The 22,821-nt window shown below is 71.0% G+C and carries 20 protein-coding genes and 1 riboswitch; of the genes, 15 read left to right on the top strand and 5 right to left on the bottom strand.

Annotated features, from left to right (window positions below; all coding sequences use genetic code 11):
* Positions 1-31: 31 nt before the first annotated feature.
* Positions 32-1,417 carry a TolC family protein gene (locus AC3A84_RS12765; RefSeq protein ID WP_487970044.1) on the bottom strand — a complete coding sequence of 462 codons (1,386 nt, stop codon included), beginning with the start codon at positions 1,415-1,417 and terminating at the stop codon, positions 32-34.
* Between the two features lie 145 nt (positions 1,418-1,562).
* Between AC3A84_RS12765 and AC3A84_RS12760 the strand changes: the two genes are divergently transcribed.
* Together AC3A84_RS12760 and AC3A84_RS12755 are read left to right on the top strand one after the other, a co-directional pair.
* The gene (locus AC3A84_RS12760) at positions 1,563-2,249 is read left to right on the top strand and encodes a response regulator transcription factor (RefSeq protein WP_487970042.1); all 687 of its coding nucleotides are present in this window, start codon (positions 1,563-1,565) and stop codon (positions 2,247-2,249) included.
* Positions 2,246-3,727, top strand: coding sequence for a sensor histidine kinase (locus AC3A84_RS12755; protein WP_487970041.1), 1,482 nt, complete (start codon positions 2,246-2,248; stop codon positions 3,725-3,727). Before AC3A84_RS12760 ends, AC3A84_RS12755 begins: the two co-directional genes overlap by 4 nt.
* A gap of 195 nt (positions 3,728-3,922) precedes the next feature.
* Here AC3A84_RS12755 and AC3A84_RS12750 read toward each other — a convergent pair whose 3' ends face one another.
* The 3 genes from AC3A84_RS12750 to AC3A84_RS12740 form a co-directional block, all read right to left on the bottom strand.
* Positions 3,923-5,056 (bottom strand): alkene reductase, encoded by a 1,134-nt coding sequence (locus AC3A84_RS12750; RefSeq protein WP_487970040.1) that lies wholly within the window; start codon positions 5,054-5,056, stop codon positions 3,923-3,925.
* Positions 5,057-5,587: 531 nt separating this feature from the next.
* A complete protein-coding gene (gene gstA, locus AC3A84_RS12745) occupies positions 5,588-6,196 on the bottom strand; it encodes a glutathione transferase GstA (protein ID WP_487970038.1) in 609 nt (202 codons plus the stop codon).
* A gap of 154 nt (positions 6,197-6,350) precedes the next feature.
* A complete protein-coding gene (locus AC3A84_RS12740; RefSeq protein WP_487970037.1) occupies positions 6,351-6,776 on the bottom strand; it encodes a BLUF domain-containing protein in 426 nt (141 codons plus the stop codon).
* Positions 6,777-7,153: 377 nt separating this feature from the next.
* Here AC3A84_RS12740 and mnmG point away from each other — a divergent pair, with 377 nt between their 5' ends.
* The 6 genes from mnmG (at position 7,154) to AC3A84_RS12710 (ending at position 13,141) form a co-directional block, all read left to right on the top strand.
* Positions 7,154-9,139, top strand: a complete 1,986-nt coding sequence (gene mnmG / locus AC3A84_RS12735; protein ID WP_487970035.1) for a tRNA uridine-5-carboxymethylaminomethyl(34) synthesis enzyme MnmG — start codon at positions 7,154-7,156, stop codon at positions 9,137-9,139.
* Positions 9,136-9,831 carry a 16S rRNA (guanine(527)-N(7))-methyltransferase RsmG gene (gene rsmG / locus AC3A84_RS12730; protein ID WP_487970034.1) on the top strand — a complete coding sequence of 232 codons (696 nt, stop codon included), beginning with the start codon at positions 9,136-9,138 and terminating at the stop codon, positions 9,829-9,831. The genes mnmG and rsmG overlap by 4 nt, the downstream gene beginning before the upstream one ends.
* A 106-nt stretch (positions 9,832-9,937) precedes the next feature.
* Positions 9,938-10,735, top strand: a complete 798-nt coding sequence (locus AC3A84_RS12725; protein ID WP_487970032.1) for a ParA family protein — start codon at positions 9,938-9,940, stop codon at positions 10,733-10,735.
* A gap of 40 nt (positions 10,736-10,775) precedes the next feature.
* A complete protein-coding gene (locus tag AC3A84_RS12720; protein WP_487970031.1) occupies positions 10,776-11,330 on the top strand; it encodes an RBBP9/YdeN family alpha/beta hydrolase in 555 nt (184 codons plus the stop codon).
* A gap of 11 nt (positions 11,331-11,341) precedes the next feature.
* Positions 11,342-12,322, top strand: coding sequence for a ParB/RepB/Spo0J family partition protein (locus AC3A84_RS12715; protein WP_487970030.1), 981 nt, complete (start codon positions 11,342-11,344; stop codon positions 12,320-12,322).
* 36 nt (positions 12,323-12,358) lie between these two features.
* Positions 12,359-13,141: a class I SAM-dependent methyltransferase gene (locus AC3A84_RS12710; protein WP_487970028.1), complete on the top strand. Its 783-nt coding sequence runs from the start codon at positions 12,359-12,361 to the stop codon at positions 13,139-13,141.
* A gap of 143 nt (positions 13,142-13,284) precedes the next feature.
* Here the strand turns inward: AC3A84_RS12710 and AC3A84_RS12705 are convergent, their stop codons facing one another.
* Positions 13,285-15,399 carry a carboxylesterase family protein gene (locus AC3A84_RS12705; RefSeq protein WP_487970027.1) on the bottom strand — a complete coding sequence of 705 codons (2,115 nt, stop codon included), beginning with the start codon at positions 15,397-15,399 and terminating at the stop codon, positions 13,285-13,287.
* A gap of 256 nt (positions 15,400-15,655) precedes the next feature.
* Positions 15,656-15,914, top strand: a riboswitch (cobalamin riboswitch).
* 160 nt (positions 15,915-16,074) lie between these two features.
* Between AC3A84_RS12705 and cobM the strand changes: the two genes are divergently transcribed.
* From cobM to AC3A84_RS12670, 7 genes are read left to right on the top strand one after another with little or no spacing between them, the layout of a single operon-like run.
* The gene (gene cobM / locus AC3A84_RS12700; RefSeq protein ID WP_487970025.1) at positions 16,075-16,902 is read left to right on the top strand and encodes a precorrin-4 C(11)-methyltransferase; all 828 of its coding nucleotides are present in this window, start codon (positions 16,075-16,077) and stop codon (positions 16,900-16,902) included.
* Positions 16,899-17,948, top strand: a complete 1,050-nt coding sequence (locus tag AC3A84_RS12695) for a sirohydrochlorin chelatase (RefSeq protein WP_487970023.1) — start codon at positions 16,899-16,901, stop codon at positions 17,946-17,948. Before cobM ends, AC3A84_RS12695 begins: the two co-directional genes overlap by 4 nt.
* The gene (locus AC3A84_RS12690; RefSeq protein WP_487970022.1) at positions 17,945-18,649 is read left to right on the top strand and encodes a precorrin-8X methylmutase; all 705 of its coding nucleotides are present in this window, start codon (positions 17,945-17,947) and stop codon (positions 18,647-18,649) included. The genes AC3A84_RS12695 and AC3A84_RS12690 overlap by 4 nt, the downstream gene beginning before the upstream one ends.
* 7 nt (positions 18,650-18,656) lie before the next feature.
* Complete coding sequence (locus AC3A84_RS12685) at positions 18,657-19,796, top strand: cobalt-precorrin-5B (C(1))-methyltransferase (protein ID WP_487970020.1); 1,140 nt, start codon at positions 18,657-18,659, stop codon at positions 19,794-19,796.
* 2 nt (positions 19,797-19,798) lie between these two features.
* Entirely contained in the window at positions 19,799-21,142 is a 1,344-nt protein-coding gene (gene cbiE / locus AC3A84_RS12680; protein ID WP_487970018.1) for a precorrin-6y C5,15-methyltransferase (decarboxylating) subunit CbiE, read from the top strand.
* Positions 21,139-22,020, top strand: coding sequence for a precorrin-2 C(20)-methyltransferase (gene cobI / locus AC3A84_RS12675; RefSeq protein ID WP_487970016.1), 882 nt, complete (start codon positions 21,139-21,141; stop codon positions 22,018-22,020). The genes cbiE and cobI overlap by 4 nt, the downstream gene beginning before the upstream one ends.
* Positions 22,017-22,814, top strand: coding sequence for a cobalamin biosynthesis central domain-containing protein (locus AC3A84_RS12670; protein ID WP_487970014.1), 798 nt, complete (start codon positions 22,017-22,019; stop codon positions 22,812-22,814). The genes cobI and AC3A84_RS12670 overlap by 4 nt, the downstream gene beginning before the upstream one ends.
* The last annotated feature ends 7 nt before the right edge of the window (positions 22,815-22,821 follow it).

Below are 22,821 nucleotides of genomic sequence, written 5' to 3'. Positions count from 1 at the left end.
GGTGGCGCGGCGTTCACGGTGGGTGCGTCCGTCAGGGCGTGCCGGTGAGCACCTGCGGTCGCGTGCGCAGCAGCCAGGCGCCGCGCGCCTTGGCGTAGTCGGCGCGGGCAGCGAGCGCGTCGAGCACCGTGGCCCGCAAGGTGCGCTGCGCGTCGAGCAGGTCGGTCAGCGCAATGGCGCCCTTGCGGTAGGCCAGCTCGGCGCTGTCGGCCACCTGGCGCGCGCGGGGCAGCACGCCCTGGTCGTAGTCGGCGGCGCGGCGGGCGGCGTTGTCCTGCGTCTGGCGCAGGCGCTGCAGGTCCAGCAGGGCCAGGCGGCGGGTGTTGTCGAGCGCGGCCTGCGCCTTGGCGTAGTCGGCCTGGGCGCGGCCGATCTCGCCCTGGTACTGGTAGCCCCACTGCAGCGGCATCTGCAGGCGCAGTTCGACCTGGCGGGTGGAGGTGCCGGGGAAGTGGTCGATGGAGGCGCCCACCGTCCAGTCGGACTTGCGCAGCGCGTTGGCGCCGTCCAGCGCGGCCTGGGCGGCCTGGGCGCGGGCCAGGGCGGCGCGCACGTCGGCGCGGCCCTCGGCCAGCGCGGCCAGGTCGGCGGGGGTGGGGGCCTGGTCATCGGTAGGCGAGGGCCAGGGCGTGTCCACGGCCTGCAGGCGGCTGCCGGTGCGGCCCGTGACCTGGGCCAGGGCCAGCGCGGCGTCGTCGCGGGCCTGCTCGGCCGCGCGCGTTTCGGCGCGGGCGCGCTCGGCCTCGATGCGGGTGCGCGAGGCGTCCTGCGCGGACAGGTCGCCCGCCTGCACGCGGCGGTCGGCCATGCGCGCCACGTCGGCCAGGCTCTGCTCGATGGCGGCCACCTCGCTCAGCCGGTCCTGCGCGGCCAGCAGGTCGTAGTAGGCCGACAGCGCCCTCTGCTGCTGCTGGACCTGGGTGTCTTCCACATCGGCCTCGGCCGCGTTCGCGGCGCTTTCGGCGGCCTGCCTGCGCAGCGCGCGCTTGCCGCCGCGCTCCCAGGTCCAGTCGATGCCGATGGACTTGTCGATGCGCTTGCGCGTGAACACGTTGCCCGGGCCCGGGCCGTGCTGCAGGTCGATGGAGGCGGCCTTGGTGACCAGGTTGGGCAGGGGCGCATGGTCGGCGCTGAGCACGTCGGCGCGGGCACCGGCCAGCTCCTGGCGGGCCTGCTGAACGTCGCTGTTTTCATGGGCAGCCGCCAGGGCTTGCGACAGCGTCAGGCCTGCGGGGCGCACAGCGGGAGCCGGAGAGGGCGGAGTGGAGGGTTGCGGAGCAGCGGGCGCGGCGGCGGCCTGCGCGCTGGCGGGCAGCGGCCCGGCCAGCAGGGCGCCGCCGCAGGCGAGCAGGCCGGCGGCGAGCCGCAGTACGGCCGCACCGCGGCGGCGGGAACGGGAAGGGAAGATGGAGAGCATGCCGCGTTTATCGGCGCACGAGCCTGACCACGGCCTGACCGGAACCGGCGGCCGCGCTGCAGGCACGACACAATGCGGTTTCTCGGCCACGCCGCGGCTCCACCCTGTCACACCCCTGTTTTCTTTTCCTGCCAACGACTGACCCATGCGGATTCTCGTAGTCGAAGACGATGCCGTGCTGCGCGGCGTGATGCAGCGCAGCCTGGCCGATGCGGGCCACCGCGTGGACGTGGCCACGACACTGGCCGAGGCCGACCATTTCTGGAAGGTGCAGCCCTTCGACGCGGTGCTGCTGGACCTGAACCTGCCGCTGTGCGCCACGCCAGGCAGCGCCGTGGGCAGCGGCCTGGACGTGCTGCGCACGGCGCGCAAGCGCGGCGACCGCACGCCGGTGCTGGTGCTCACCGCGCGCGACCGCACCGAGGAACGCATCGCCGGCCTGGACGCGGGCGCCGACGACTATCTGGGCAAACCCTTCGACCTCAACGAGGTGGAAGCGCGCCTGCGCGCCCTGGTGCGCCGCACGCAGGGCACCGACGACCGCACCAGTACCGGCACGCTGGAGCTGGACCGGCGTGCGCGCCGCTTCACGCTGCACGGCCAGCCCTTCGAGCTGCCGGCGCGCGAGTTCGAGGTGCTCTGGGAACTGATGACGCCGCCGGGGCGCGTGGTGAGCAAGCGCAGCCTGTCGGACAAGCTCTCGGACTTCGACGACATGCTGGGCGACAACGCGCTGGAGGCCTTCATCTCACGCCTGCGCAAGAAGCTGCAGGGCAGCGGAGCGGGCATCCGCACGCTGCGCGGCCTGGGCTACATGCTGGAGGCGGAATGAGTGGCGAGGAGGGCGCCACGCCGCCGCAGCCGCCTTCGCTGCGCACGCGGCTTCTGCGCCACGTGCTGGCGCCGCTGGCGATCACCTGGTGCGCCGGCACCGCTGTTTCGGTGCTGGTGGCCAACGGCTTCGCCCAGCGAGCCTTCGACCGGGCGCTGCTCGACGACGCCTACGCCATCGCCGCCAACGTGCGCATCAAGGGCGGGGTGCTGGACCTGCCGTTGAGTTCGCGCGAGCTCAAGTCGGTGCTGTTCGATCAGGTGGAGACCGTCTATTTCGCGGTGCTGCGGCCCGACGGCACCCTGCTGGCAGGCAATGCCCCCCTGTCCGCGCCGCCGCCGGGCGGCAGCGACGCCTACCGCTTTTCCGACATCACCCACCGCGGGCGCGACCTGCGCGCCGTGCGCGTGGAAGTGGCCGAGCCCGAGCCCTTCGAGGTCATCACCGCGCAGACGGTCCATGCCCGCAGCGGCACGCTGCGCAGCGTGCTGCTGTACTCGGTCGTCTCGCAGCTGCTGCTGCTGGGTGCGCTGGCGCTGTGGCTGCGCCGCGCCATCCAGGCCGACCTGAAGCCCCTGGCAGCCTTCCAGGCGGAACTTTCGGCGCGCGACGCACGCGACCTGGCCCCGGTGCCAGTGGAGGCGTCCACCCGCGACCTGCAGCGCCTGGGGGCGGCCGTGAACGACCTGCTGGGCCGCGTCGCGCAGGGCGTGCGGGCGCAGCGGGAATTCGCAGGCAACGTGGCGCACGAGCTGCGCACGCCGCTGGCGGGCATCCGGGCGCTGGCGGCCTACGGCCTGGGCCACAAGGACCCAGCGGTGTGGCACGAACAGCTGGCCGGCGTGGCGGCGAGCGAGGCCCGTGCCAGCCACCTCGTGGACCAGCTGCTGGCCCTGGCCCTGGCCGACGAGATGCGCAGCACCGTTCCGCCCGAGCCGGTGGCGCTGGACGAGCTGGCCCGCAACGCCGTGCTGCGCTTTCTGCCCCGTGCCGATGCGGCTGGCGTGGACCTGGGCGCGCGCGGGCTGGACCAGCCCGTCACGGTGCCGGGCCAGGCCCTGCTGATCGAAGGCGTGCTGAACAACCTCATCGACAACGCTCTGCGCTACGGCCGCCCGGCCGAGGGCGGCCCGCCGCCGCGCATCACGGTGGAGATCCTGCAGGGCGCGGGCGACGGGGCGGATGTGCCGGCCAGCGTGACGCTGGCCGTGGCCGACAACGGCTTGGGCATCTCCCCGACCCAGCGCAGCGACCTCATGCAGCGCTGGGCGCAGGGGCGCGAAGGAGAGCGCCTGGGGCAGGGCGCCGGTCTGGGCCTGGCGATCGTGGCGCGCTATGCGGAGCTGTTGGGCACCCGGCTGGTGCTGGGCCCAGGGCCGGACGGCCAGGGCCTGCGTGCCGGGCTGGTCTGGGTGCTGCGACCCACCGACGAGGTCGAGAGGAGCGATGGCCCGAGCCGCCCGGATGGTCCGCGATAGGCGGAGATCACGGTCATCGCAGTGATGGGGCTGCGGCTCGCGCTGGCGCCACCCGCATCTCGATCGCTATTTATTTAATAGCATACACCCCAACATATACAACGGTTAAAGGCCCATTGGGCCTGAATAACGGTCATGAAAAAGGCCGGGCAGTCACCTGCCCGGCCCGCTCATCGCGCATGGCGGGGAATGCCGTCAGCTGGGCTGCTTCGACGGCTCCAGCGTGGGGTAGTCGATATAGCCCTTCTCGCCGCCGCCGTAGAAGGTGCTCTGGTCCCAGTCGTTGAGCGGCGCGTCCTGGCGCAGGCGCTCGACCAGGTCGGGGTTGGAGATGAAGGCCTTGCCGAAGGCGACGATGTCGGCGCGGCCGCTGGCCACGGCGTCCAGCGCCAGGGCGCGGTCGTAGGCATTGTTCACCATCCAGGCACCCTTGCCACCCGCTTGGCGGTAGGCGGTCTTGAGGGCCTCGTAGTCGAAGGGACGGTCAGCCATCTCGCGCGGCCCGCCGGTGGAGCCTTCAATGACGTGGATGTACGCCAGCCCCAGCGGCGCAAGTTGGCGGATCACGTAGTCGAAGAGTGGCTGCGGGTCGGCATCGACGATGTCGTTGGCCGGCGTGACGGGCGAGAGGCGAATGCCTACCTTGCCCCCGCCGATGGCATCCACCACCGCGCGGGTCGCCTCCAGCAGCAGGCGGGCACGGTTCTCGATGCTGCCGCCGTAGTCATCGGTGCGCTGGTTGGCGCCGGTCTTGAGGAACTGGTCCAGCAGGTAGCCGTTGGCGGCGTGGATCTCCACGCCGTCGAAGCCGGCCGTCTCCACCGCGTTGCGGGCAGCGGCGGCATATTCATGCACGATGCCGGGCAACTCTTCAGCGTCCAGGGCACGGGGCTCGGACGTGGCAGCAAAGTGGCCTTTGCCGGTGGACTTGTCGATGAGGTAGGTCTTGGCCTTGGCGGCGATGGCCGAGGGCGCCACCGGGGCGCCACCTTCGGGCTGCAGGTCGTTATGCGAGATGCGGCCCACATGCCAGAGCTGGGTGACGATCTTGCCGCCCTTTTCGTGCACGGCCGCGGTCACCTTCTTCCAGCCGTCGAGCTGCTCGGTACCGTAGAGGCCAGGCACATCGGCATAGCCCTGGCCCTGGTGGCTGATGGCCGTGGCTTCGGTGATCAGCAGGCCGGCGCTGGCGCGCTGGCCATAGTAGGTGGCGGTGATGTCGCGCGGCACGGCGCCGGGCGAGCGGTTGCGCGTGAGCGGCGCCATGGCGATGCGGTTGGCCAGGTGCAGGTCGCCGGCGTGGATGGAATCGAAAAGCGTCTGGGACATCGGTGGTTCTCCTGGAGTCAGGGTGTGGGTAAGGGGGGAGGAGCAGGCCGGCGCGGACGCACGGGCACCTCAGGTTCGCTCAGGCACAACAGTACCGCGAGGGGAGCACGGCCGCCGTGGGACGGCGCCACGTCCTTATCTGTCGGCCGCATAAGTATGCTGCGCAAGTGCCGCTTCGGCATCTGGAGCCGCCTCCGATGAGGCCGCTCCATGCCTCGCGCTTCTTTCTGCGCCCGGCCCCTGCCGCAGGCCGGCGCCTCGTGATCGACACATGTCCCTCACGGTGTGGGAGCGCGCAGTGTTTCACGTGAAACATGGCAGATGAAGAGCGGCATACAGCATGGCCGGGCGCGAGCAAGGGGCCGATGGCTCGCCCGGTGATCGCTGCGGCCGAACGGGCCGAGAGAAGGGCAGGAGTCCACCTTTCGATCGGCATCGGCGAAGGGCACAGGGGTGTGGCCGCTCCATGCGGGCAGGCACGCGCCCAATGCGCGCACCGGATCGTTTGTGAGGGCGTCCCCCCCTGTCGCCTTACTTCAGCAGCCCTTCGGCCTTGAGTGCGGCCTGCACGCCCGGGCGCGCGCCCACGCGGGCCAGGTAGGCCTGCAGGTGCTGCAGGCCCGAGAGATCCACCGCCACCAGGCGGCCCCAGTTGCAGACGGTGAACAGATAGCCGTCGGCGACCGAGAAGTGCTCGCCGAGCAGCCATTCCTTGCCTTCCAGCTGGCTGTCCATCCACCGCATGCGCTGCAGCAGCTTGTCGCGGGCGATGGTTTTGTAAGCGTCAGGCGTGGCCGGATTGAACAGCGGGCTGAAGCCCTTGTGCAGCTCGGTGCTGATGAAGTTCAGCCACTCCTGCAGGCGGTAGCGGCCCAGCGTGCCATTGGCGGGCGCCAGATTCTTGTGCGGAGCCTGATCAGCGATGTACTGCACGATGGCCGGGCCTTCGCGCAGGCGGCTGCCGTCGTCCAGCTCCAACACCGGCACGTAGCCCAGGGGGTTGATCTCATAGAAGTCCGAGCCGTCCTGCAGCTTATGGCTCTTGGTGCTCACCAGTACGGGCGTGAAGGCCAGGCCGGCCTCCTGCAATGCGATGTGGGGAGACAGGGAGCAGGCACCGGGACTGTAGTAGAGCTTCATGGAATGACCTGAGAGAAGGGTTGAAAGGGGAGGGGGAGAAAGCACGGCGGCGCTGCAGCCGCACCGCCTGAGCAAGTACACCAGGCGAAACCTCTGCATGCTAGCGCGAAGCCCGCCAGCGCGCTGGCGAAGGCCCGAGAGCCTGTGCTGCAGATCAGGCGGGCTGACAGGGGCCGAAGTCCAGCTCGGGCAGCATGGCCTGAAGCGCCTCGACCGCCTCGGGTCCGCGCAGCGAACTCAGCCGCTCCAGCAAGACGATATCGCTGGCCAGCCCATAGGCCATGGACCATTGGCAGAACCGCCGACCTTCGCTGAGCGGGCCGTGGTGGTGCAACGTGAAACAGACATGGCGGGAGTCCCGCTGCAGGCGCGTCAGCAAGTCATCGACGGCCTGGGCCGGACCTTCCACATACTGGCAGAACGCCTGCCCATCGAACACCAGTACGCCTGACAACCCCCGCACGGCGTTGGCCGCCCGCGCATGCCGAACGATGGCCGCAACCGCAGTGGCAGGCTCTGCAGAATGCAGCATGCTGGTGTACAGGAAGTGCGAGAGTGCGAAGTGCGACATGCGCGCCATTGGGAGAAGGGGTTATTGCGACCGGCCAAGAACCAGTGCCCGCATGTTCTCAGAATTGGGCGGTGCTGCAGCCGATCACGCCTGGTGCCGCAGCCCCAGCGCTCCACGTTTCATAGCACGAGGTGCAGGTACGGCCGGGCTCGCCAGCACCCGCGAGGCACAGAGGGCGACGCCAGGGATGTTGCAACAAATTGTCGTGCCGCCCTTCCAGCCGAATCGTTCCAGGGCACTGCAGGAGGCGGCCTGCGCACCGGATGTTTCACGTGAAACACCGCATGCAGCCCCCACCAGCGACAGAAAAGTCCTGGCGTGGGAAAATTGCCGGTTCCCCTTAGGTTTGTGAGGGCCGCATCCACCGGCCCGGAGAGTGAAGCACCATGTTGTACCCCCAGGAATTCGATGTCATCGTCGTCGGTGGCGGCCATGCCGGCACCGAGGCCGCACTCGCCGCCGCCCGCATGGGCAGCAAGACCTTGCTGCTGACGCACAACATCGAAACGCTGGGGCAGATGAGCTGCAACCCCAGCATCGGTGGCATCGGCAAGGGCCATCTGGTCAAGGAAGTCGATGCGCTGGGCGGCGCCATGGCACTGGCCACGGACGAAGGCGGCATCCAGTTCCGCACGCTCAACAGCTCCAAGGGCCCGGCCGTGCGTGCCACCCGCGCGCAGGCCGACCGGGTGCTCTACAAGGCCGCCATACGCCTCATGCTGGAGAACCAGCCCCACCTGTGGCTGTTCCAGCAGGCCGTCGATGACCTGATGGTGGAGGGCGACCGCGTGGTGGGGGCCGTCACGCAGGTGGGCATCGCCTTCCGCTCCCGCACCGTGGTGCTGACGGCCGGCACCTTCCTGGACGGCAAGATCCACGTCGGCCTGAACAACTATTCCGCGGGCCGCGCGGGCGACCCGCCGGCCGTGAGCCTGTCGGCGCGCCTGAAGGAACTGCAGCTGCCGCAAGGGCGCCTGAAGACCGGCACGCCGCCGCGCATCGACGGCCGCAGCATCGACTTCAGCCAGCTCGAAGAGCAGCCCGGCGACGGCATGCCCGGCGGCGTGAACGAGGGCACGGTGCCCGTGTTCAGCTTCATGGGCAACGCTGCCATGCACCCGCGCCAGGTGCCGTGCTGGGTCACCCACACCAACGAGCGCACGCACGAGATCATCCGCTCCGGCTTCGACCGCAGCCCCATGTTCACCGGCAAGATCGAGGGCGTGGGCCCGCGCTACTGCCCGAGCGTGGAAGACAAGATCAACCGCTTCGCCGACAAGGACAGCCACCAGATCTTCCTGGAACCCGAGGGCCTGACCACCCACGAGTTCTACCCCAACGGCATCTCTACCAGCCTGCCGTTCGACGTGCAGTACGACCTGGTCCGCTCCATGCGCGGCCTGGAGAACGCCCACATCCTGCGCCCCGGCTACGCCATCGAATACGACTACTTCGACCCGCGCTCGCTCAAGAGCAGCTTCGAGACGCGCCAGATCCAGGGCCTCTTCTTCGCCGGCCAGATCAACGGCACCACGGGCTACGAGGAAGCTGCAGCGCAAGGCCTGTTTGCCGGCATCAACGCTGCCCTGCAATGCCGTGGCGAAGAAGCCTGGCTGCCGCGCCGCGACGAAGCCTACCTGGGCGTGCTGGTGGACGACCTCATCACCAAGGGCGTGACCGAGCCCTACCGCATGTTCACCAGCCGCGCCGAATTCCGCCTGCAGCTGCGCGAAGACAACGCCGACATGCGCCTGACCGAAGCTGGGCGCCGCATGGGCCTGGTGGACGATGCCCGCTGGGACGCCTTCAGCCGCAAGCGCGACGCTGTTTCACGTGAAACAGAGCGTCTCAAGAGCACCTGGGTGAACCCGCGCAACCTGCCGGCCACCGAATCCGCCCGCGTGCTGGGCAAGGCCATCGAGCACGAATACAACCTCTTCGAGCTGCTGCGCCGCCCCGATGTGCCCTACGAGCAGCTGGTAAGCCTGGACGGCGGCAAGTACCGCACGGCCGATGTTTCACGTGAAACGCTGGGCGAGCTGAGCGCCGCAGTGATCGAGCAGGTGGAGATCTCCGCCAAGTATTCCGGCTACATCGACCGACAGAACGACGAAGTGCAGCGCGCCGCCTATTACGAAACCTTGCGCCTGCCCGAGGCGCTGGACTATCTGCAGGTGCCCGCGCTCTCCATCGAAGTGCGGCAGAAGCTGCAGAAGCACCGGCCCGAAACGCTGGGCCAGGCCTCGCGCATCTCCGGCGTCACGCCCGCCGCCATCTCGCTGCTGCTGGTGCACCTGAAGAAGGGCGGCTTCAAGGGCTTCGCCCAGCATCCGCAGGCCGCCACCACCGCAGAGACGGAAGCATCGGCATGAGCACCACGGCCGCCCCCCACAACCCCTTGCTGCAGCCCCTGCAGCGCGGCATCGAAGCGCTGGGCCTCACGCTGTCGGACGCGCAACAACAAAAGCTGCTGGACTTCCTCGCGCTGCTGCAGAAGTGGAACAAGGTCTATAACCTCACCGCCGTGCGCGACCCGCAGGAGATGCTCACGCACCACCTGCTCGACAGCCTGGCCGCCGTGCCGCCGCTGCAGCGCCACCTGGCCGCCGAGGCAGGGCAGCAGGGCGGTGCGGCCGCCACGCAGCGCCTGCTGGACGTGGGCTCCGGCGGCGGCCTGCCCGGCGTGGTGTTCGCCATCTGCTGCCCCACGCTCGACGTGAGCTGTGTGGACACGGTCGCCAAGAAGGCCGCCTTCATCCAGCAGACCGCCGCCACGCTGCGCCTGCCGCATCTGCACGGGCTGCATGCGCGGGTGGAGACGCTGGCCCAGCCCTACGACGTGGTCAGCTGCCGCGCCTTCGCCTCGCTGCCGGACTTCACCACCTGGTCCCACGGCGCGCTGAAAGAGGGCGGCACCTGGCTCGCCATGAAGGGCAAGCACCCGGCCGACGAGATCGCCGCGCTGCCCGCGGGCGTGTCGGTATCCCGTGTGGAACCGCTGGCCGTGCCCGGCCTGGACGCCGAGCGCTGCATCGTCTGGATGCAGCGCGCCCCTGCCGCGTGACGCAGCCCTGCCGCCCGCATCGCCGCTTGCCACGGAATCCGCAAGGTCAGTCGCATACACTCGCCCTCCTTTCCATCGTCCGTCCAACGCAGAGGCAACCGTAGCCATGGCCCAGATTTTTTGCATCGCCAACCAAAAGGGCGGCGTCGGCAAGACGACCACCACCGTGAACCTGGCCGCCGGCCTGGCCCAGATCGGGCAGCGCGTGTTGCTGGTCGATCTGGACCCGCAGGGCAACGCCACCATGGGCTCGGGCGTGGACAAGCGCGCGCTGGAGCTGAGCGTCTATGACGTCCTGCTCGAATCCGCCTCCATCAAGGAAGCCGCGGTGGCCGCCGGACAATGCGGCTACCAGGTGCTGGGCGCCAACCGCGAGCTGGCCGGCGCCGAGGTGGAACTCGTCACGCAGGAGCAGCGCGAACGCCGCCTGAAGGCGGCGCTCGCCGAGGTCGATGCCGACTACGACTTCGTGCTCATCGACTGCCCGCCCAGCCTGTCCATGCTCACCCTCAACGGCCTCTGCAGCGCGCACGGCGTGATCGTGCCCATGCAATGCGAATACTTCGCGCTCGAAGGCCTCACCGATCTGGTCAACACCATCAAGCAGGTGCACGCCAACCTCAACCGCGACCTGCAGATCATCGGCCTCTTGCGCGTGATGTTCGATCCGCGCATCACGCTGCAGTCCCAGGTCAGCGCGCAGCTCAAGGACCATTTCGGCGACAAGGTGTTCGACACCGTCATTCCCCGCAACGTGCGCCTGGCCGAAGCGCCCAGCTACGGCCTGCCCGGCGTGGTGTTCGACCCGCAGGCGCGCGGCAGCGTGGCCTTCGTCGAATTCGCCCGCGAGATGGTGCGCCGCGTGCAGGAGGGCCTGGCCCCCAAGCCGGCCGCCAGCGCTTGATCCACCTAGGCCATCAGCTATCAAAACCAGAGCACACCGCATGAATCCGCCCAACGTGCTGATCCTGCCCGGCTGGCAGAACTCCGGCGAAGGCCACTGGCAGACCCGCTGGGAGCAGCTGCACGGCTGGCAGCGCGTGGAGCAGCACGACTGGCAGCGCCCGCTGCGTGGCGACTGGTCCGCACGGCTGGAAGAGACGGTGGTCGATGCCGACGGCCCGGTCGTGCTGGTCGCCCACAGCCTGGGCTGCATCCTCACCGCCTGGTGGGCCGCCCACTCGCGCAACACCCACAAGGTGCGGGGCGCGCTGCTGGTCGCGCCCGGCGACGTGGAATCGCCCGAAGTCGCGCCCCTGCTGCCCGGCTGGAGCCCCATCGCGCTCCAGCCGCTGCCCTTCGCCGCCACCCTGGTCGCCAGCCGCAACGACCCCTATTGCCATTGGGACCGCGCCACCGCGCTGGCCGCCGCCTGGGGCGCGCAGCTGCACGACGCGGGCGAGCGCGGCCACCTCAATGCCGAATCCGGGCTGGGCGACTGGCCCGAAGGGCAGGCGCTGCTGGCAGGCTTCCTGCACAACCCCACATCATCGAACTGAAGCGAAACCCCATGGCCACCAAGAAACCCAAGGGCCTCGGCCGCGGACTCGAGGCGCTGCTCGGCCCCAAGGTCGCCGACCCGCTGCCGGCCGGCACGGCCGCTGCCGCTGCCACCGCCGCCGCGCCCGAAGCCCCCGCCGCCAATACCGGCCTGCCCAGCACACTGGCGCTGAGCGAACTCGTGCCCGGCATCTACCAGCCGCGCACGCGCATGGACGAAGGCGCGCTCTACGAGCTGGCCGAGAGCATCAAGGCCCAGGGCATCATGCAGCCCATCCTGGTGCGGCGGCTGGCGTCGGGCGAGAACGCCGGCAAGTACGAAATCATCGCGGGCGAGCGGCGGTTCCGCGCCTCGCGCCTGGCGGGCCTGGCCGAGGTGCCGGTGCTGGTGCGCGAAGTGCCCGACGAAGCCGCCGCCGCCATGGCGCTCATCGAGAACATCCAGCGCGAAGATCTGAACCCGCTGGAAGAGGCCCAGGGCCTGGCGCGCCTGGTGCGCGAATTCGGCCTCACGCACGAGCAGGCCGCGCAGGCCGTCGGCCGCTCGCGCAGCGCCGCCAGCAACCTGCTGCGCCTCTTGAACCTGGCCGAGCCGGTGCAGACCATGCTGATGGCCGGCGACATTGACATGGGCCATGCCCGCGCGCTGCTGTCGCTGGACCGGGCCGCGCAGATCACGGCCGGCAACCAGATCGCGGCGCGCAAGCTGTCAGTGCGCGAATCCGAGGCGCTGGTGAAGAAGCTGGGCGCTGAATTCAGCCTCACGCCCTCCCAGGCTGGCAGGAAGGAAGCCGGCAAGTCGCGCGACCTCCAGCGCGTGGAAGAAGAGCTGGCCGACCTGCTCATGGCCGCCGTCGATATCCGCATCAAGAAGCGCGTCAAGCGCGGCGGCCAGACCGAGGAAATGGGCGAGCTGGCGATCCAGTTCGGCTCGCTGGACGCGCTCAACGGCCTGATCGAGCGCCTGCGCGGCCCCGAAGCCGCCGCCTGACCGTCGCCAGCCCCTCCCGATAAGGCGCACAAGCCCTTGGCAGCCCCTGGAGCACGCCTGCGCCGGCTACCCTGGCCCCTGCCAGCCTTGCTGGCCTGGAGCGGCGCCTGGCTGGCCTTCGCGGGCCTGCAGCGCTGGCTGCCGGCCGCCGCCGCGCTGGCCCTGGCCTGCGCCCTGGGCACGGCGGCCAGCCTGCTGGGGCAGGGCTGGTGGCGGCGCGCACTGATCGCAGCGGGCTTTCCGCTTTCGCTCGCGCTCACCGGCGCCGCGGCGGGCGTGCCGGCCTGGGCCTGGCTGGTGCCGCTGGCGCTGCTGCTGCTGGTCTATCCGCTCAATGCCTGGCGCGACGCGCCGCTCTTTCCCACGCCGCATGCGGCCTTAGGGGGGCTCGCGCAGCAGGCCCCGCTGCCCGCAGGCGCCGCCGTGCTGGACGCGGGCTGCGGCCTGGGCGACGGCCTCATCGCGCTGCGGCGCGCCTATCCGCAGGCCCGGCTGCACGGGCTGGAATGGAGCTGGCCGCTACGGGCGCTCTGCGCCTTGCGCTGCCCCTGGGCCCGCGTGCGGCGCGGCGACATCTGGGCCGCCGGCTGGGGCGGCTACCAGCTGGTCTATCTCTTCCAGCGGCCCGAGAGCATGGCCCGCGCCGCCGCCAAGGCCCAGGCCGAGATGGCACCCGGCAGCTGGCTGGTCAGCCTGGCCTTCGAGGTGCCCGGCGCCACGCCCTTCGCCCGGCTGCAGCCGCCGGGCAGGCATGCGGTGTGGATCTATCGGCTGGGCGAAGGCGGGGGCGAGTCTCCCGCAGGCCCGACGGCGCCCTGAGCCGGCGTGCGTCGCCTGGAGGAGGCGCCTTCCACGGCACAGATCTCGCACGGGCACCACGCCAGCGCCTGCGCTGGCCCGCGCTGCATGCCTGCGCCGGGGCGCCCCCCGCCGAAGGGCCGGCCAACACCTTCAGCCGGCGCTCAAAGCCCCGAGATCGGCGCCACCTTGTCCCACAGCGCCGAGCAGTTCGAGGCCGAGTCGATGGCCGAGGCGCTGATGCGTGCCGGGCTGCCCGGGGCGGTGCTCCACTGCGCCAGCGACGAGGTGAGCCCGGTGTAGGGCGTCCAGGCACCGGGCAGGGTGGTGATCTCGCTGCCTCGGCCGGGCGAAGGCGTCCACGGCGCAGGCTGGGCCGGGTTGTTCACGAAGCTGGCCCAGGCGGCGCTCATGGTGTTGGTCAGCGCCTGGCTGTCGGGCGGCGGCGGCTGGGTGCCGTGGATGTAGGCCGCATAGGCAGCGTCCAGGGTGTGGAAGACATAAGGCACCTCGGCGCCGTGGCAGACGTTGCCGCTGCCGGGCGCGCAGGCCTCCACCTCGGCCTCGGGCCGGCCCGCGTAGTACTGGTTGAGCAGGGCCGGCTGCGAGAACAGGTAGCCGAACACCGGCGCCGCAGCCGAAGCCGCTTGCGCCTGCTTCACCGCGCGGCCAGCCAGCGCGAGGTTGCCGCAGCGGAACGCGAAGTCGTCGATCAGGCTGGCCAGGGTCACCGCCGTGCCGTTCATGAAGCCAGGCGCGGGCGCGCCGGGCGCGCGGTAGGGGTACATCGGCCGGCCCTGGGTGGCCTTGTCGTAGTTGAGGATGGTCTGGCCGTCCTTGGGCCAGACCTGCGAGATCAGGATGCGGTTGAAGCTCAGCGGGTCCAGCCCCGAGCCCAGCCGCAGATAGGCCAGATGGGCGAACACCGCGCCCTCGTCGCGGTTCATGCCGAAGACAAAAGGCTTGGGCGGCACGCCGGCCGCGCTGGCGAATCCGGACAGCGGCTGGCCCACGATGACCCGGCCGTCCACGTTGGGCGACCAGGGCAGGCCGTCGTGGATCTGCAGCGAGGCCTCGCCCAGCAGCCGCGCCAGGGGCAGGGCCGTGGCCTCGCGCGCCGCGGCGGTACGCGGAGACGCCTGCTGGCCGAAGACGCCCGCCGACTGCGCAGTGACGATCTGCGCCGTGGTCGCGCGCTGCAGCACCGGCCGCCCGCGCACGCAGGCCGTGACCCGGCTGCACAGCGCGTCGAGGAACACGTCGCCCAGCTTCTGCGCCTGCGCCGTCGTGCGGTAGAGCGAAGCGACCGGGTTGCTCTGCATGATGGCCCCCTGGAAGCTGCCCGCGCTGCCCGGCGCGGCGAAGAGGTGCAGGCCGGTGGCCATGGCGCCCGCGCTGGCGCCGGCAATCGTCACCCGGGACGGGTCGCCGCCGAAGTCGGCGATGTACTTCTGCACCCACTGCAGCGCCATCTGCTGGTCGAGGATGCCGAAATTGCCGCGCAGCGGCCCGCCCAGGGCGGCGTTCTCCACCGGGTCGTCGATGGCGAGAAAGCCCAGCGCGCCCAGGCGGTAGTTGAGCGTGACCACCACCATGTTGCCGGCCGCTGCCAGGTAGGAGCCGTCATACAGGTTGCCCGTCAGGATCTTGCGGCGGCTGTCGTAGAGCGGCAGGTAGCCGCTGCCCTGCGTGAAACCGCCGCCGTGGATGTAGAACAGCACCGGCAGGCGGCCCGGGGCCGGCTGCGTTGCACCCACGGCGGCCTGGGGCGTGAAGACGTTCAGGAAGAGGCAGCGTTCGTCCTGCGCGCTCACCGGGATCTGCGGGCGCGGGGACTGCGGACAGAAGGGCCCGGGCACCGTCTGCGCCACCAGGTTGCCGCCGGGCGCGAGCATGACCGGCGGCTTGAAGCGATCCGCCTTGGCGTATTCGATGCCCATATAGCGGTTGACCGGCACGGGCGCCGCAGCGCCGGCCGGCGTGACGGCCCTGCGCAGCCCGCAGAGCGTCGGCAGCGCCGGGGCCGGGGCCGGGGTCGCGGCGGCCACGGCGGCATCGCTGGCGGCAGCGGCCGGCGCGGATGCAGCCGCCGCCGCAGCAGCAACAGCACCGGCAGAGGCGGCAGTCGCTGCGGCATGGGCCGCGCTGGCGCCGATCGTCACCGTGGTGCCGTCCGCGCAGCCGTCGGGCGCCGCTGCTGTGGCAGGATTGGCGGCCTGAGCGGGCCCGCTCACGCCCCAGAGCAGCATCAGGGCCGCGGGAATCGAACAGGCTGTCAAGGCTCGGCGGGCGTAAGAGTGGCGGCGCATGGAAGATTTCGCTGGACAGAGAGGGTGCCGCGATTGTGGCGCTTCGCGGCCCGGCCCGGGGGGCAACCCTCACGCCATCCCGGATGCGCCACAACACCGCGCCAGCCCCGGACCCCGGCGCGACCGCACGGCGCGCATGGCTCCAATGCTCCGAAATCAATAGCACCCAACCCAGACGGCACCAGGGCGGCACGGCTCATCAATGGTGTCCCTGACAGTCGGGCGTCTTATACTCGCGCCCGTTGGTGCTCGCGTGGCCGCCCTCTTTGGCGGCAGCGCAGTTAAACGGGAACCAGGAAGGAAGCCGCCCGCCCAGGCCGGCTCCCCCACCTGGGCTGCCCCCGCAACGGTAAGCGACGAAGGACGGCGACGAGCGCCGCCTTGACTGCGTGGAACATCACGCCCACTGGAAGCCGCCAGCGCTTCCGGGAAGGGCCCACGCCAGCGTCGCCAGCCCGGATACCGGCCGACAGGGGGGTGCGGCGCCGCAAGGCGCAAGGCGTTTGCACAGCGCCGCACACCATTTCACGGAACCTGCGGGGAGGCAGGGGTCCGGGCCCGTGCGGTGCAGCCTGCCGCCATCCATCGTCGTTGTCCCATGCCAGTTTCCTTCGCAAGCGCGCGTTCGCCCGCGCCACGCCATCCATGAGAGCGCCAGGCACCGTCTGGTTCGTCGGCGCCGGGCCGGGCGATCCCGAGCTCATCACCGTCAAGGGCCGCGCGCTGATCGAGCGCGCCGGCGCCATCCTGTTCGCCGGCTCGCTGGTCAACGAGGCCGCCACCCGCTGGGCGCCGCCCGGCTGCACCATCGCCGACAGCAAGGACATGACGCTCGAGCAGATGGCCGCCTGGCTCATCCTGCATGCCCACAAGCACGAGACCGTGATCCGCCTGCAGACCGGCGACCCGGCGCTCTACGGCGCGCTGATCGAGGTCGTGCAGCCGCTCGATGCGGCCGGCGTGCCGGTGCGCGTGGTGCCGGGCGTGTCCTCGGCCATGGCCTCGGCCGCCGCGGCGGTGGAAAGCTTCACGCTGCCCGAGGTCACCCAGAGCGTGATCTTCACCCGCGTGGAAGGCCGCACGCCCATGCCGCCCGGCGAATCGCTGGCCGAGCTGGGCCGCCACCACTGCACGCTCTGCATCTTTCTGTCGATCACGCTGCTGCACAAGGTGCAGGCCGGCCTGCGCGAAGCGGGCTGGGCGGACGACGCGCCCATGCTGGTCGTGCACAAGGCCAGCTGGCCGGGCGAGGAGGTCATCGTGCGCGGCACGCTGGCCGACATCCGCGAGCGCTGCCGCGCCGCCGGCATCGTCAGCCAGGCCATGGTGATCGCCAGCCCCACGCTGGGCGCGCGCCAGTGGCAGGAGCTGGCCAAGTCCAAGCTCTACGACGCGAGCTTCACCCACCGCTTCCGCCGCGCCAGCCAGCCGGCCGCTGCGCCCCAAGAACCCCACGAACCGACCGCACCATGACCACCACCATCCTCCTGATCGGCCACGGCTCGCGCGAGCCCGAAGGCAACGACGAGATCCACGCCTTCGTGCGCCAGTGGCGCGAGCGCCAGCCCGGCTGGCGCATCGAGGTCTGCTTCATCGAATTCGCGCCGCCCGGCCTGCACGACGGCCTGCTGATGGCTGCCAAGGGCAGCACCCGCGTGCTGGTGCTGCCGCTCATCCTGAACGCGGCCGGCCACGTGAAGATGGAAATCCCCGAAGCCATCGAGCATGCGCGCGAGCACTGCCCGGGCGTCGAATTCCTCTACGGACCGCACCTCACCGCCTGCGAACCCATCCTCACGATCCTGCAGCGCCAGCTGCGCCGCTGTATGCAGAAGCTGGACATGCCCGACCCCACCACCACCGGCGTGGTGCTGCTGGGCCGAGGCTCCTCCGACCGCCAGGCCAACGGCGACGTCGCCAAGATGGCGCGCTGGCTGCAGGAAGACAGCCACCACGAACTGGTCGAGATCGCCTTCACCGGCATCACCTGGCCGCGCCTGGAGCGCGTGGTGCAGCGCCAGGCGCTGCTGGGCATGAAGCAGATCGTGGTGCTGCCGTACTACCTCTATACCGGCACGCTGATGCAGCGCATAGCCCGGCAGGTGGAGCACCTGCGCGTGCAGTACCCGCAGCTGCGCTTCGCGCAGTCCGCCCACTTCGGCATGGAGCCCGAGATCTTCACGCTGCTGGAGCAGCGCGTGGCCGACCTGCAGGCCGGCCTCCCCGACAGCCGCCTGCCCTGCGACGGCTGCAAGTACCGCGAGATCGCCCACGACCTGGGCCACGGCCACAGCCACGAACACACGCACGCCCATGCGCCCGCCGCAGCCGCAGCGAGCGCCGAGCCGGGCCACGACCATGGGCACGACCACGCACATGACCACGCCCACGGGCACGGCGACCACGGCCATGAACACGGCCATGAACACGGCCATGAACACGGCCATTCCCACGGCCACGATCACGACCATCACCACCACGGCCACGCCGCCCCCCAGCCGGCCGGAGCCGCGGCATGAGCACCGTCAACACCGTCACCGAACAGCTCACGCGCGCCGGCCAGGCCATCGAGCACGACAGCTTCGCCATCATCGACGCCGAGGCCGGCCCGCACCCCTACACGGCGCAGCAGTGGCCCATCGTGCGCCGCATGATCCACGCCAACGCCGACTTCGAATTCAACGGCCTGACCGACTTCCACCCTGAAGCGGTGGAAGCCGGCATCGCCGCCCTGCTGCGCGGCGGCGCGCCCGTGGTGGCCGACGTGGAGATGATCTGCTCGGGCCTCTCGCAGCCGCGCCTGGCGCACTTCGGCATGCGCGCACACCAGTTCATCAGCGACGCCGACGTGATCGCCCAGGCCCAGGCCGAGGACACCACCCGCGCCGTGCAGGCCATGCGCAAGGCGCACTGGCTGGGGCTGCTGCAGGGCGCCGTGGTCGGCATCGGCAACGCGCCCACCGCGCTCATCGAACTCGTGCGCCTGATCCGCGAAGAGGGCGTGCGCCCGGCCCTCGTGGTCGGCATGCCGGTGGGCTTCGTGTCCGCCGCCGAATCCAAGGACCTGATGGCCGATGTGGCCGAGGTGCCCTGGATCGTCATCCGCGGCCGCAAGGGCGGCTCCACCCTGGTGGTGGCCGCGCTGCACGCGCTGCTGGCGCTGGCCGAGGCGCGGCAGAAGCAGCAACAGCAGCAACAACCAGGCGCCGCCGGAGGCTGAACCCGCCATGATGGAGAAAACCGTCCGCCGCGGCACGCGCACCGGCTTCACCACCGGGGCCTGCTCCGCCGCCGCCGCACGCGCCGCCGTGCTGGGCCTGGTCGAAGGCGCCGTGCCCGAGGCGGTGGAATGCCTGCTGCCCAACGGCGACGTGGTGCGCTTCGCCGTGAACGACGGCCACTGTGATGGCACCGGCGAAGGCGGCCAGGCCGCGCACGCCATGGTCATCAAGGACGCGGGCGACGACCCCGACTGCACCGACAAGGCCCACCTCACCGCCGACGTGCGCGTGCTGCCCGGCCGCGCGGGCGAGGTCGTTCTGTGCGGCGGCTTCGGCGTGGGCACGGTCACCATGGCCGGCCTGGGCCTGGAAGTGGGCGGCCCGGCCATCAACCCCGTGCCCCGCCGCAACATCGAGGACAACGTGCGCGCCGTGGGCGGCCCGCTGCTGGAGCATGCCGGGCTGGAAGTGACCATCTCCGTGCCGCAGGGCGTGGAAATGGCCAAGAAGACGCTGAACGCGCGCTTAGGGATTTTGGGCGGCATCTCCATCCTCGGCACCACCGGCATCGTCAAGCCCTATTCCACCTCCGCCTACCGCGCGAGCGTGGTGCAGGGCGTGCAGGTGGCCGCCACGCTGGGCCACGGCGTGGTGGTGCTGACCACCGGCGGGCGTACCGAACAGTTCGCCATGAAGGAGCGGCCCGAACTGCCCGCCGCCTGCTTCGTGCAGATGGGCGACTTCCTGCGCTATGCGCTCGACGAAGCCGTGGCGCAGGGCCTGCGCGAAGTGGTCATCGGCGGCATGGTGGGCAAGCTCACGAAGATCGCCCAGGGCGAGACCATCACCCACGCCAACCGCGCCGAGGTCGATACCCAGCTGCTGGCCGAACTCGCCGCCCGCGTGGGCGCGCCGCCCGAGGTCTGCGCCGAGATCGCCGCGGCCGAGACCGCGCGCTTCGGCGCCGAACGCATGCAGGCCCTGGGCCTGGGCGAGCCCTTCCACCACGCGCTCGCCCAGGCCGTCGTGCAGACGCTGACGGCGCCCGACCGCTACGGCGACCGCTTCCATCTCACCGTGCTGGTCTGCGATTTCGACGGCAGCAAGATCACCGAGGCCGCCTCCGGGCCGGCCGCCAACGCATGACGATGACGACCACCAACCTGCTTGAAAAAGACCCCCAGCCCTGCCGCGTGATCGGCGTGCTGGACGACGGCGCCGCCAGCCTCAGCGCCACCGCGCTCGCGCTGCTGCGCCGCGCCGACCTGGTGATCGGCGGCACGCGCACCCTGGCGCTGCTGGAAGACGACATCGCCCCGCACGCCGTGCGGCGCGACCTGACCGGCTGCCTCTCGTCCGTGCCCGGCTGGATCGCCGAGGCCCGCGCCGCCGAGCAGGCCTGCGTGGTGCTGGCCACGGGCGATCCGCTCTGCCACGGCATCGCCAGCTACCTGGCATCGCGCCTGTGCATCCAGGCGCTGGAGGTGATGCCCAACGTCTCCACCCTGCAGCTGGCCTGCGCGCGGCTGGGCCTGGCCTGGCAGGATGCGCGCATCGTCTCCGTCCACGCCAAGGATGCCGGCGAATGGGCCGTGGGCGCTGCGCCCGCGCACGGCCTCTACGCGCTGGCCCAGGCCGTGGGCCAGCACGACCGGCTGGCCGTGCTCACCAGCCCCGACAACACGCCCGCGCGCATCGCCCGCCTGCTGGTGGCCGAGGGCCTGGGCGAGGACTTCCAGATCAGCGTGGCCGAGCGCCTGTGCACGCCCGACGAGCGCGTCTGGGCCGACATGGCGCCCGCCCAAGCCGCCGCGCAGCCGTTTGCCGACCCCAACGTGGTGCTGCTGGTGCGCACCCGCCAGCGGCCCGACGCGGTGCGCTTCGGCCTGCCCGATGCGGCCTACCACCAGCGCCAGCCCGACAAGGGCCTGATCACCAAGCAGGAAGTGCGCGCCGTCTCGCTGGCCCGCATGCAATTGCGCTGCGCCAGCCGCGTGTGGGACATCGGCGCGGGCAGCGGCTCCGTGGGGCTGGAGGCCGCGCGCCTGTGCCCGCAGGGCCATGTCTGGGCGATGGAGAAAAACGAGGGCGACGTGGAGATCGCGCGCCGCAACGTGCGCGACTTCGGCGTCTCCAACCACACGCTGGTGCACGGCAAGGCACCCGAGGGGCTCGATGCCTGGCCCGATCCGGACGCCGTCTTCATCGGCGGCTCGGGCGGCGAACTGGCCGAGCTGATCGCGCTGTGCCTCAAACGCCTGCGCCCCGGCGGCTGGCTGGTGATGAACTTCGTCACGCTGGAGAACCTCGCTGCCGCCACGCAGGCCCTGCAGGCCGCCGGCGCCGCATGGGACGTGCTGCAGCTGCAGGCCGCGCGCAGCAAGCCCATCCTGCACATGCACCGCATGGCGGCCGAGAACCCGGTGTGGATCGTCTGCGCGCAGGCCGCCAGCGCCACGGCACCGGCCGCCGCCGTGGAGGAGGGCGCATGACCGAGCTGACCACAACATCCCCAGCACAGGAGCAGGCCCCGCACAACCGGCCCCTGGGCCGCCTGATCGGCGTCTCCCTCGGCCCGGGCGACCCCGGCCTCATCACCCGCGCCGCCTGGGCGCAGCTACAGCGCAGCGATGCCGTGTGGACCTATCCGGCCCGCAGCACCAAGACGCCCAGCTACGCCTTCGACATCGTGCAGCGCGCAGGATTGACGCCGCCCGCGACGCACCAGACGCTGCTCTTTCCCATGACGCACGACGGCGACAAGCTCGCCCGGGCCTGGATGCGCGCCGCCGACACCGTCCTGCCCTGGCTGCAGGCCGGGCAGGACGTGCTCTTCCTCGTGGAAGGCGACGCCAGCACCTACGCCACCTTCGGCCACCTGGCGCGCACCGTGCGGGCGCTGGATGCGCGCATCGAGGCGCCCGTGATCGCCGGCGTGAACGCCTTCACCGCCGCCTGCGCCACGCGCGGCATGCCCTTGGCCGAGCAGGACGACACCATCGCCATCGTGCCCGCCGCCTACGGCGTAAGCGCGGTGGACCGCCTGCTGCCCGACTTCGACACCCTGGTGCTGATGAAGGTCAAGCCGCTCATGGACGATCTCATCGACTGGCTGGAGCGGCGCGCCTTGCTGCCCCACACCCAGTTCATCGAGCGCGTGGGTGCGCCCGACGAACGCTGTGTGGCAGGCACCGATCTCCCCGCGCTGCGCGGCACCAAGGTCAGCTACCTCTCGCTCATGGTGGTGAAGAACCCGCACCGCATCCGCGGCGAGCGCATCAAGGGCTGCCTGAAGAAATCCTCGCCCGCCACAGCCTCCGCCGCTGCGGGCCAACCCCTGTCCGACGACGAACCGGAGCTTGCCGAATGACGCCCCCCCCCCCCGCCACCCCCGACGTGGTGCTCTCCGCCCCCGCACAGCCCGCCAGCGAGGTGCGCGTGTGCCTCGTCGCCATCACCCGCCACGGCGCCGCCCAGGCCGCGCAGCTGGCGCGCGACGTGCCCCAGGCCCACGTCTGCACCGCCGCCAAGTTCGCCGCCGCCTTCGAGGGCCTGCCCAACACCGTGCGGGCCTACGAAGGCGCGCTGCGCGACGAGATCGCGCCGCTCTTCGCGCAGTACGACCAGCTGGTCTTCTTCGTCTCGCTGGGCGCGGTGGTGCGCCTCATCGCCCCGGTGCTGAAATCCAAGGACGAAGACCCGGGCGTCACGGTGGTGGACGATGCCGGCCAGTTCGTCATCCCCGTGCTCTCGGGCCATGTGGGCGGTGCCAACGAATGGAGCGAGCGCATCGCCGCGCTGATCGGCGCCACGCCGGTGCTCACCACCGCGTCCGACGTGGGCAAGACCATTCCCGTCGATATCCTCGGCCGCCACCTGGGCTGGCGCGTGGAGGCGCCCAAGATCAACATCACCCGCGTCTCGGCCCACGTGGTCAACGGCGAGCCCATCGCCGTCGTGCAGGAAGCCGGCAGCCCGCACTGGTGGAACCGCCCCACGCCGCTGCCCGCCAACATCACCTGCCTCGCCGACTGGAGCGGCGTGGAGCCCGGCCGCTTCCAGGCCGTGCTGTGGATCACCCACGACGAGGTCGCGCCCGAACGCTGGGCCGCCTGGCACGAGCGCCTGGTGGTCTATCGCCCGCCCGTGGACGCCGCCGCGTGAGCACCGG

Source organism: Paracidovorax sp. (assembly GCF_057642795.1).
Note: the sequence above shows the minus strand (reverse complement) of the source record. Positions and strands in the feature narration are given on the sequence as shown.

Bases quoted from the DNA above. Each gene is read 5' to 3' on its own strand.
- AC3A84_RS12690 (WP_487970022.1), top strand. From the start codon at position 17,945: ATGAGCACCGTCAACACCGTCACCGAACAGCTCACGCGCGCCGGCCAG.
- AC3A84_RS12670 (WP_487970014.1), top strand. From the start codon at position 22,017: ATGACGCCCCCCCCCCCCGCCACCCCCGACGTGGTGCTCTCCGCCCCC.
- AC3A84_RS12750 (WP_487970040.1), bottom strand. From the start codon at position 5,056: ATGTCCCAGACGCTTTTCGATTCCATCCACGCCGGCGACCTGCACCTG.
- cobI (WP_487970016.1), top strand. From the start codon at position 21,139: ATGACCGAGCTGACCACAACATCCCCAGCACAGGAGCAGGCCCCGCAC.
- cbiE (WP_487970018.1), top strand. From the start codon at position 19,799: ATGACGACCACCAACCTGCTTGAAAAAGACCCCCAGCCCTGCCGCGTG.
- gstA (WP_487970038.1), bottom strand. From the start codon at position 6,196: ATGAAGCTCTACTACAGTCCCGGTGCCTGCTCCCTGTCTCCCCACATC.
- mnmG (WP_487970035.1), top strand. From the start codon at position 7,154: ATGTTGTACCCCCAGGAATTCGATGTCATCGTCGTCGGTGGCGGCCAT.
- rsmG (WP_487970034.1), top strand. From the start codon at position 9,136: ATGAGCACCACGGCCGCCCCCCACAACCCCTTGCTGCAGCCCCTGCAG.
- AC3A84_RS12685 (WP_487970020.1), top strand. From the start codon at position 18,657: ATGATGGAGAAAACCGTCCGCCGCGGCACGCGCACCGGCTTCACCACC.
- AC3A84_RS12695 (WP_487970023.1), top strand. From the start codon at position 16,899: ATGACCACCACCATCCTCCTGATCGGCCACGGCTCGCGCGAGCCCGAA.
- AC3A84_RS12740 (WP_487970037.1), bottom strand. From the start codon at position 6,776: ATGGCGCGCATGTCGCACTTCGCACTCTCGCACTTCCTGTACACCAGC.
- AC3A84_RS12720 (WP_487970031.1), top strand. From the start codon at position 10,776: ATGAATCCGCCCAACGTGCTGATCCTGCCCGGCTGGCAGAACTCCGGC.
- AC3A84_RS12765 (WP_487970044.1), bottom strand. From the start codon at position 1,417: ATGCTCTCCATCTTCCCTTCCCGTTCCCGCCGCCGCGGTGCGGCCGTA.
- cobM (WP_487970025.1), top strand. From the start codon at position 16,075: ATGAGAGCGCCAGGCACCGTCTGGTTCGTCGGCGCCGGGCCGGGCGAT.
- AC3A84_RS12755 (WP_487970041.1), top strand. From the start codon at position 2,246: ATGAGTGGCGAGGAGGGCGCCACGCCGCCGCAGCCGCCTTCGCTGCGC.
- AC3A84_RS12725 (WP_487970032.1), top strand. From the start codon at position 9,938: ATGGCCCAGATTTTTTGCATCGCCAACCAAAAGGGCGGCGTCGGCAAG.
- AC3A84_RS12715 (WP_487970030.1), top strand. From the start codon at position 11,342: ATGGCCACCAAGAAACCCAAGGGCCTCGGCCGCGGACTCGAGGCGCTG.
- AC3A84_RS12760 (WP_487970042.1), top strand. From the start codon at position 1,563: ATGCGGATTCTCGTAGTCGAAGACGATGCCGTGCTGCGCGGCGTGATG.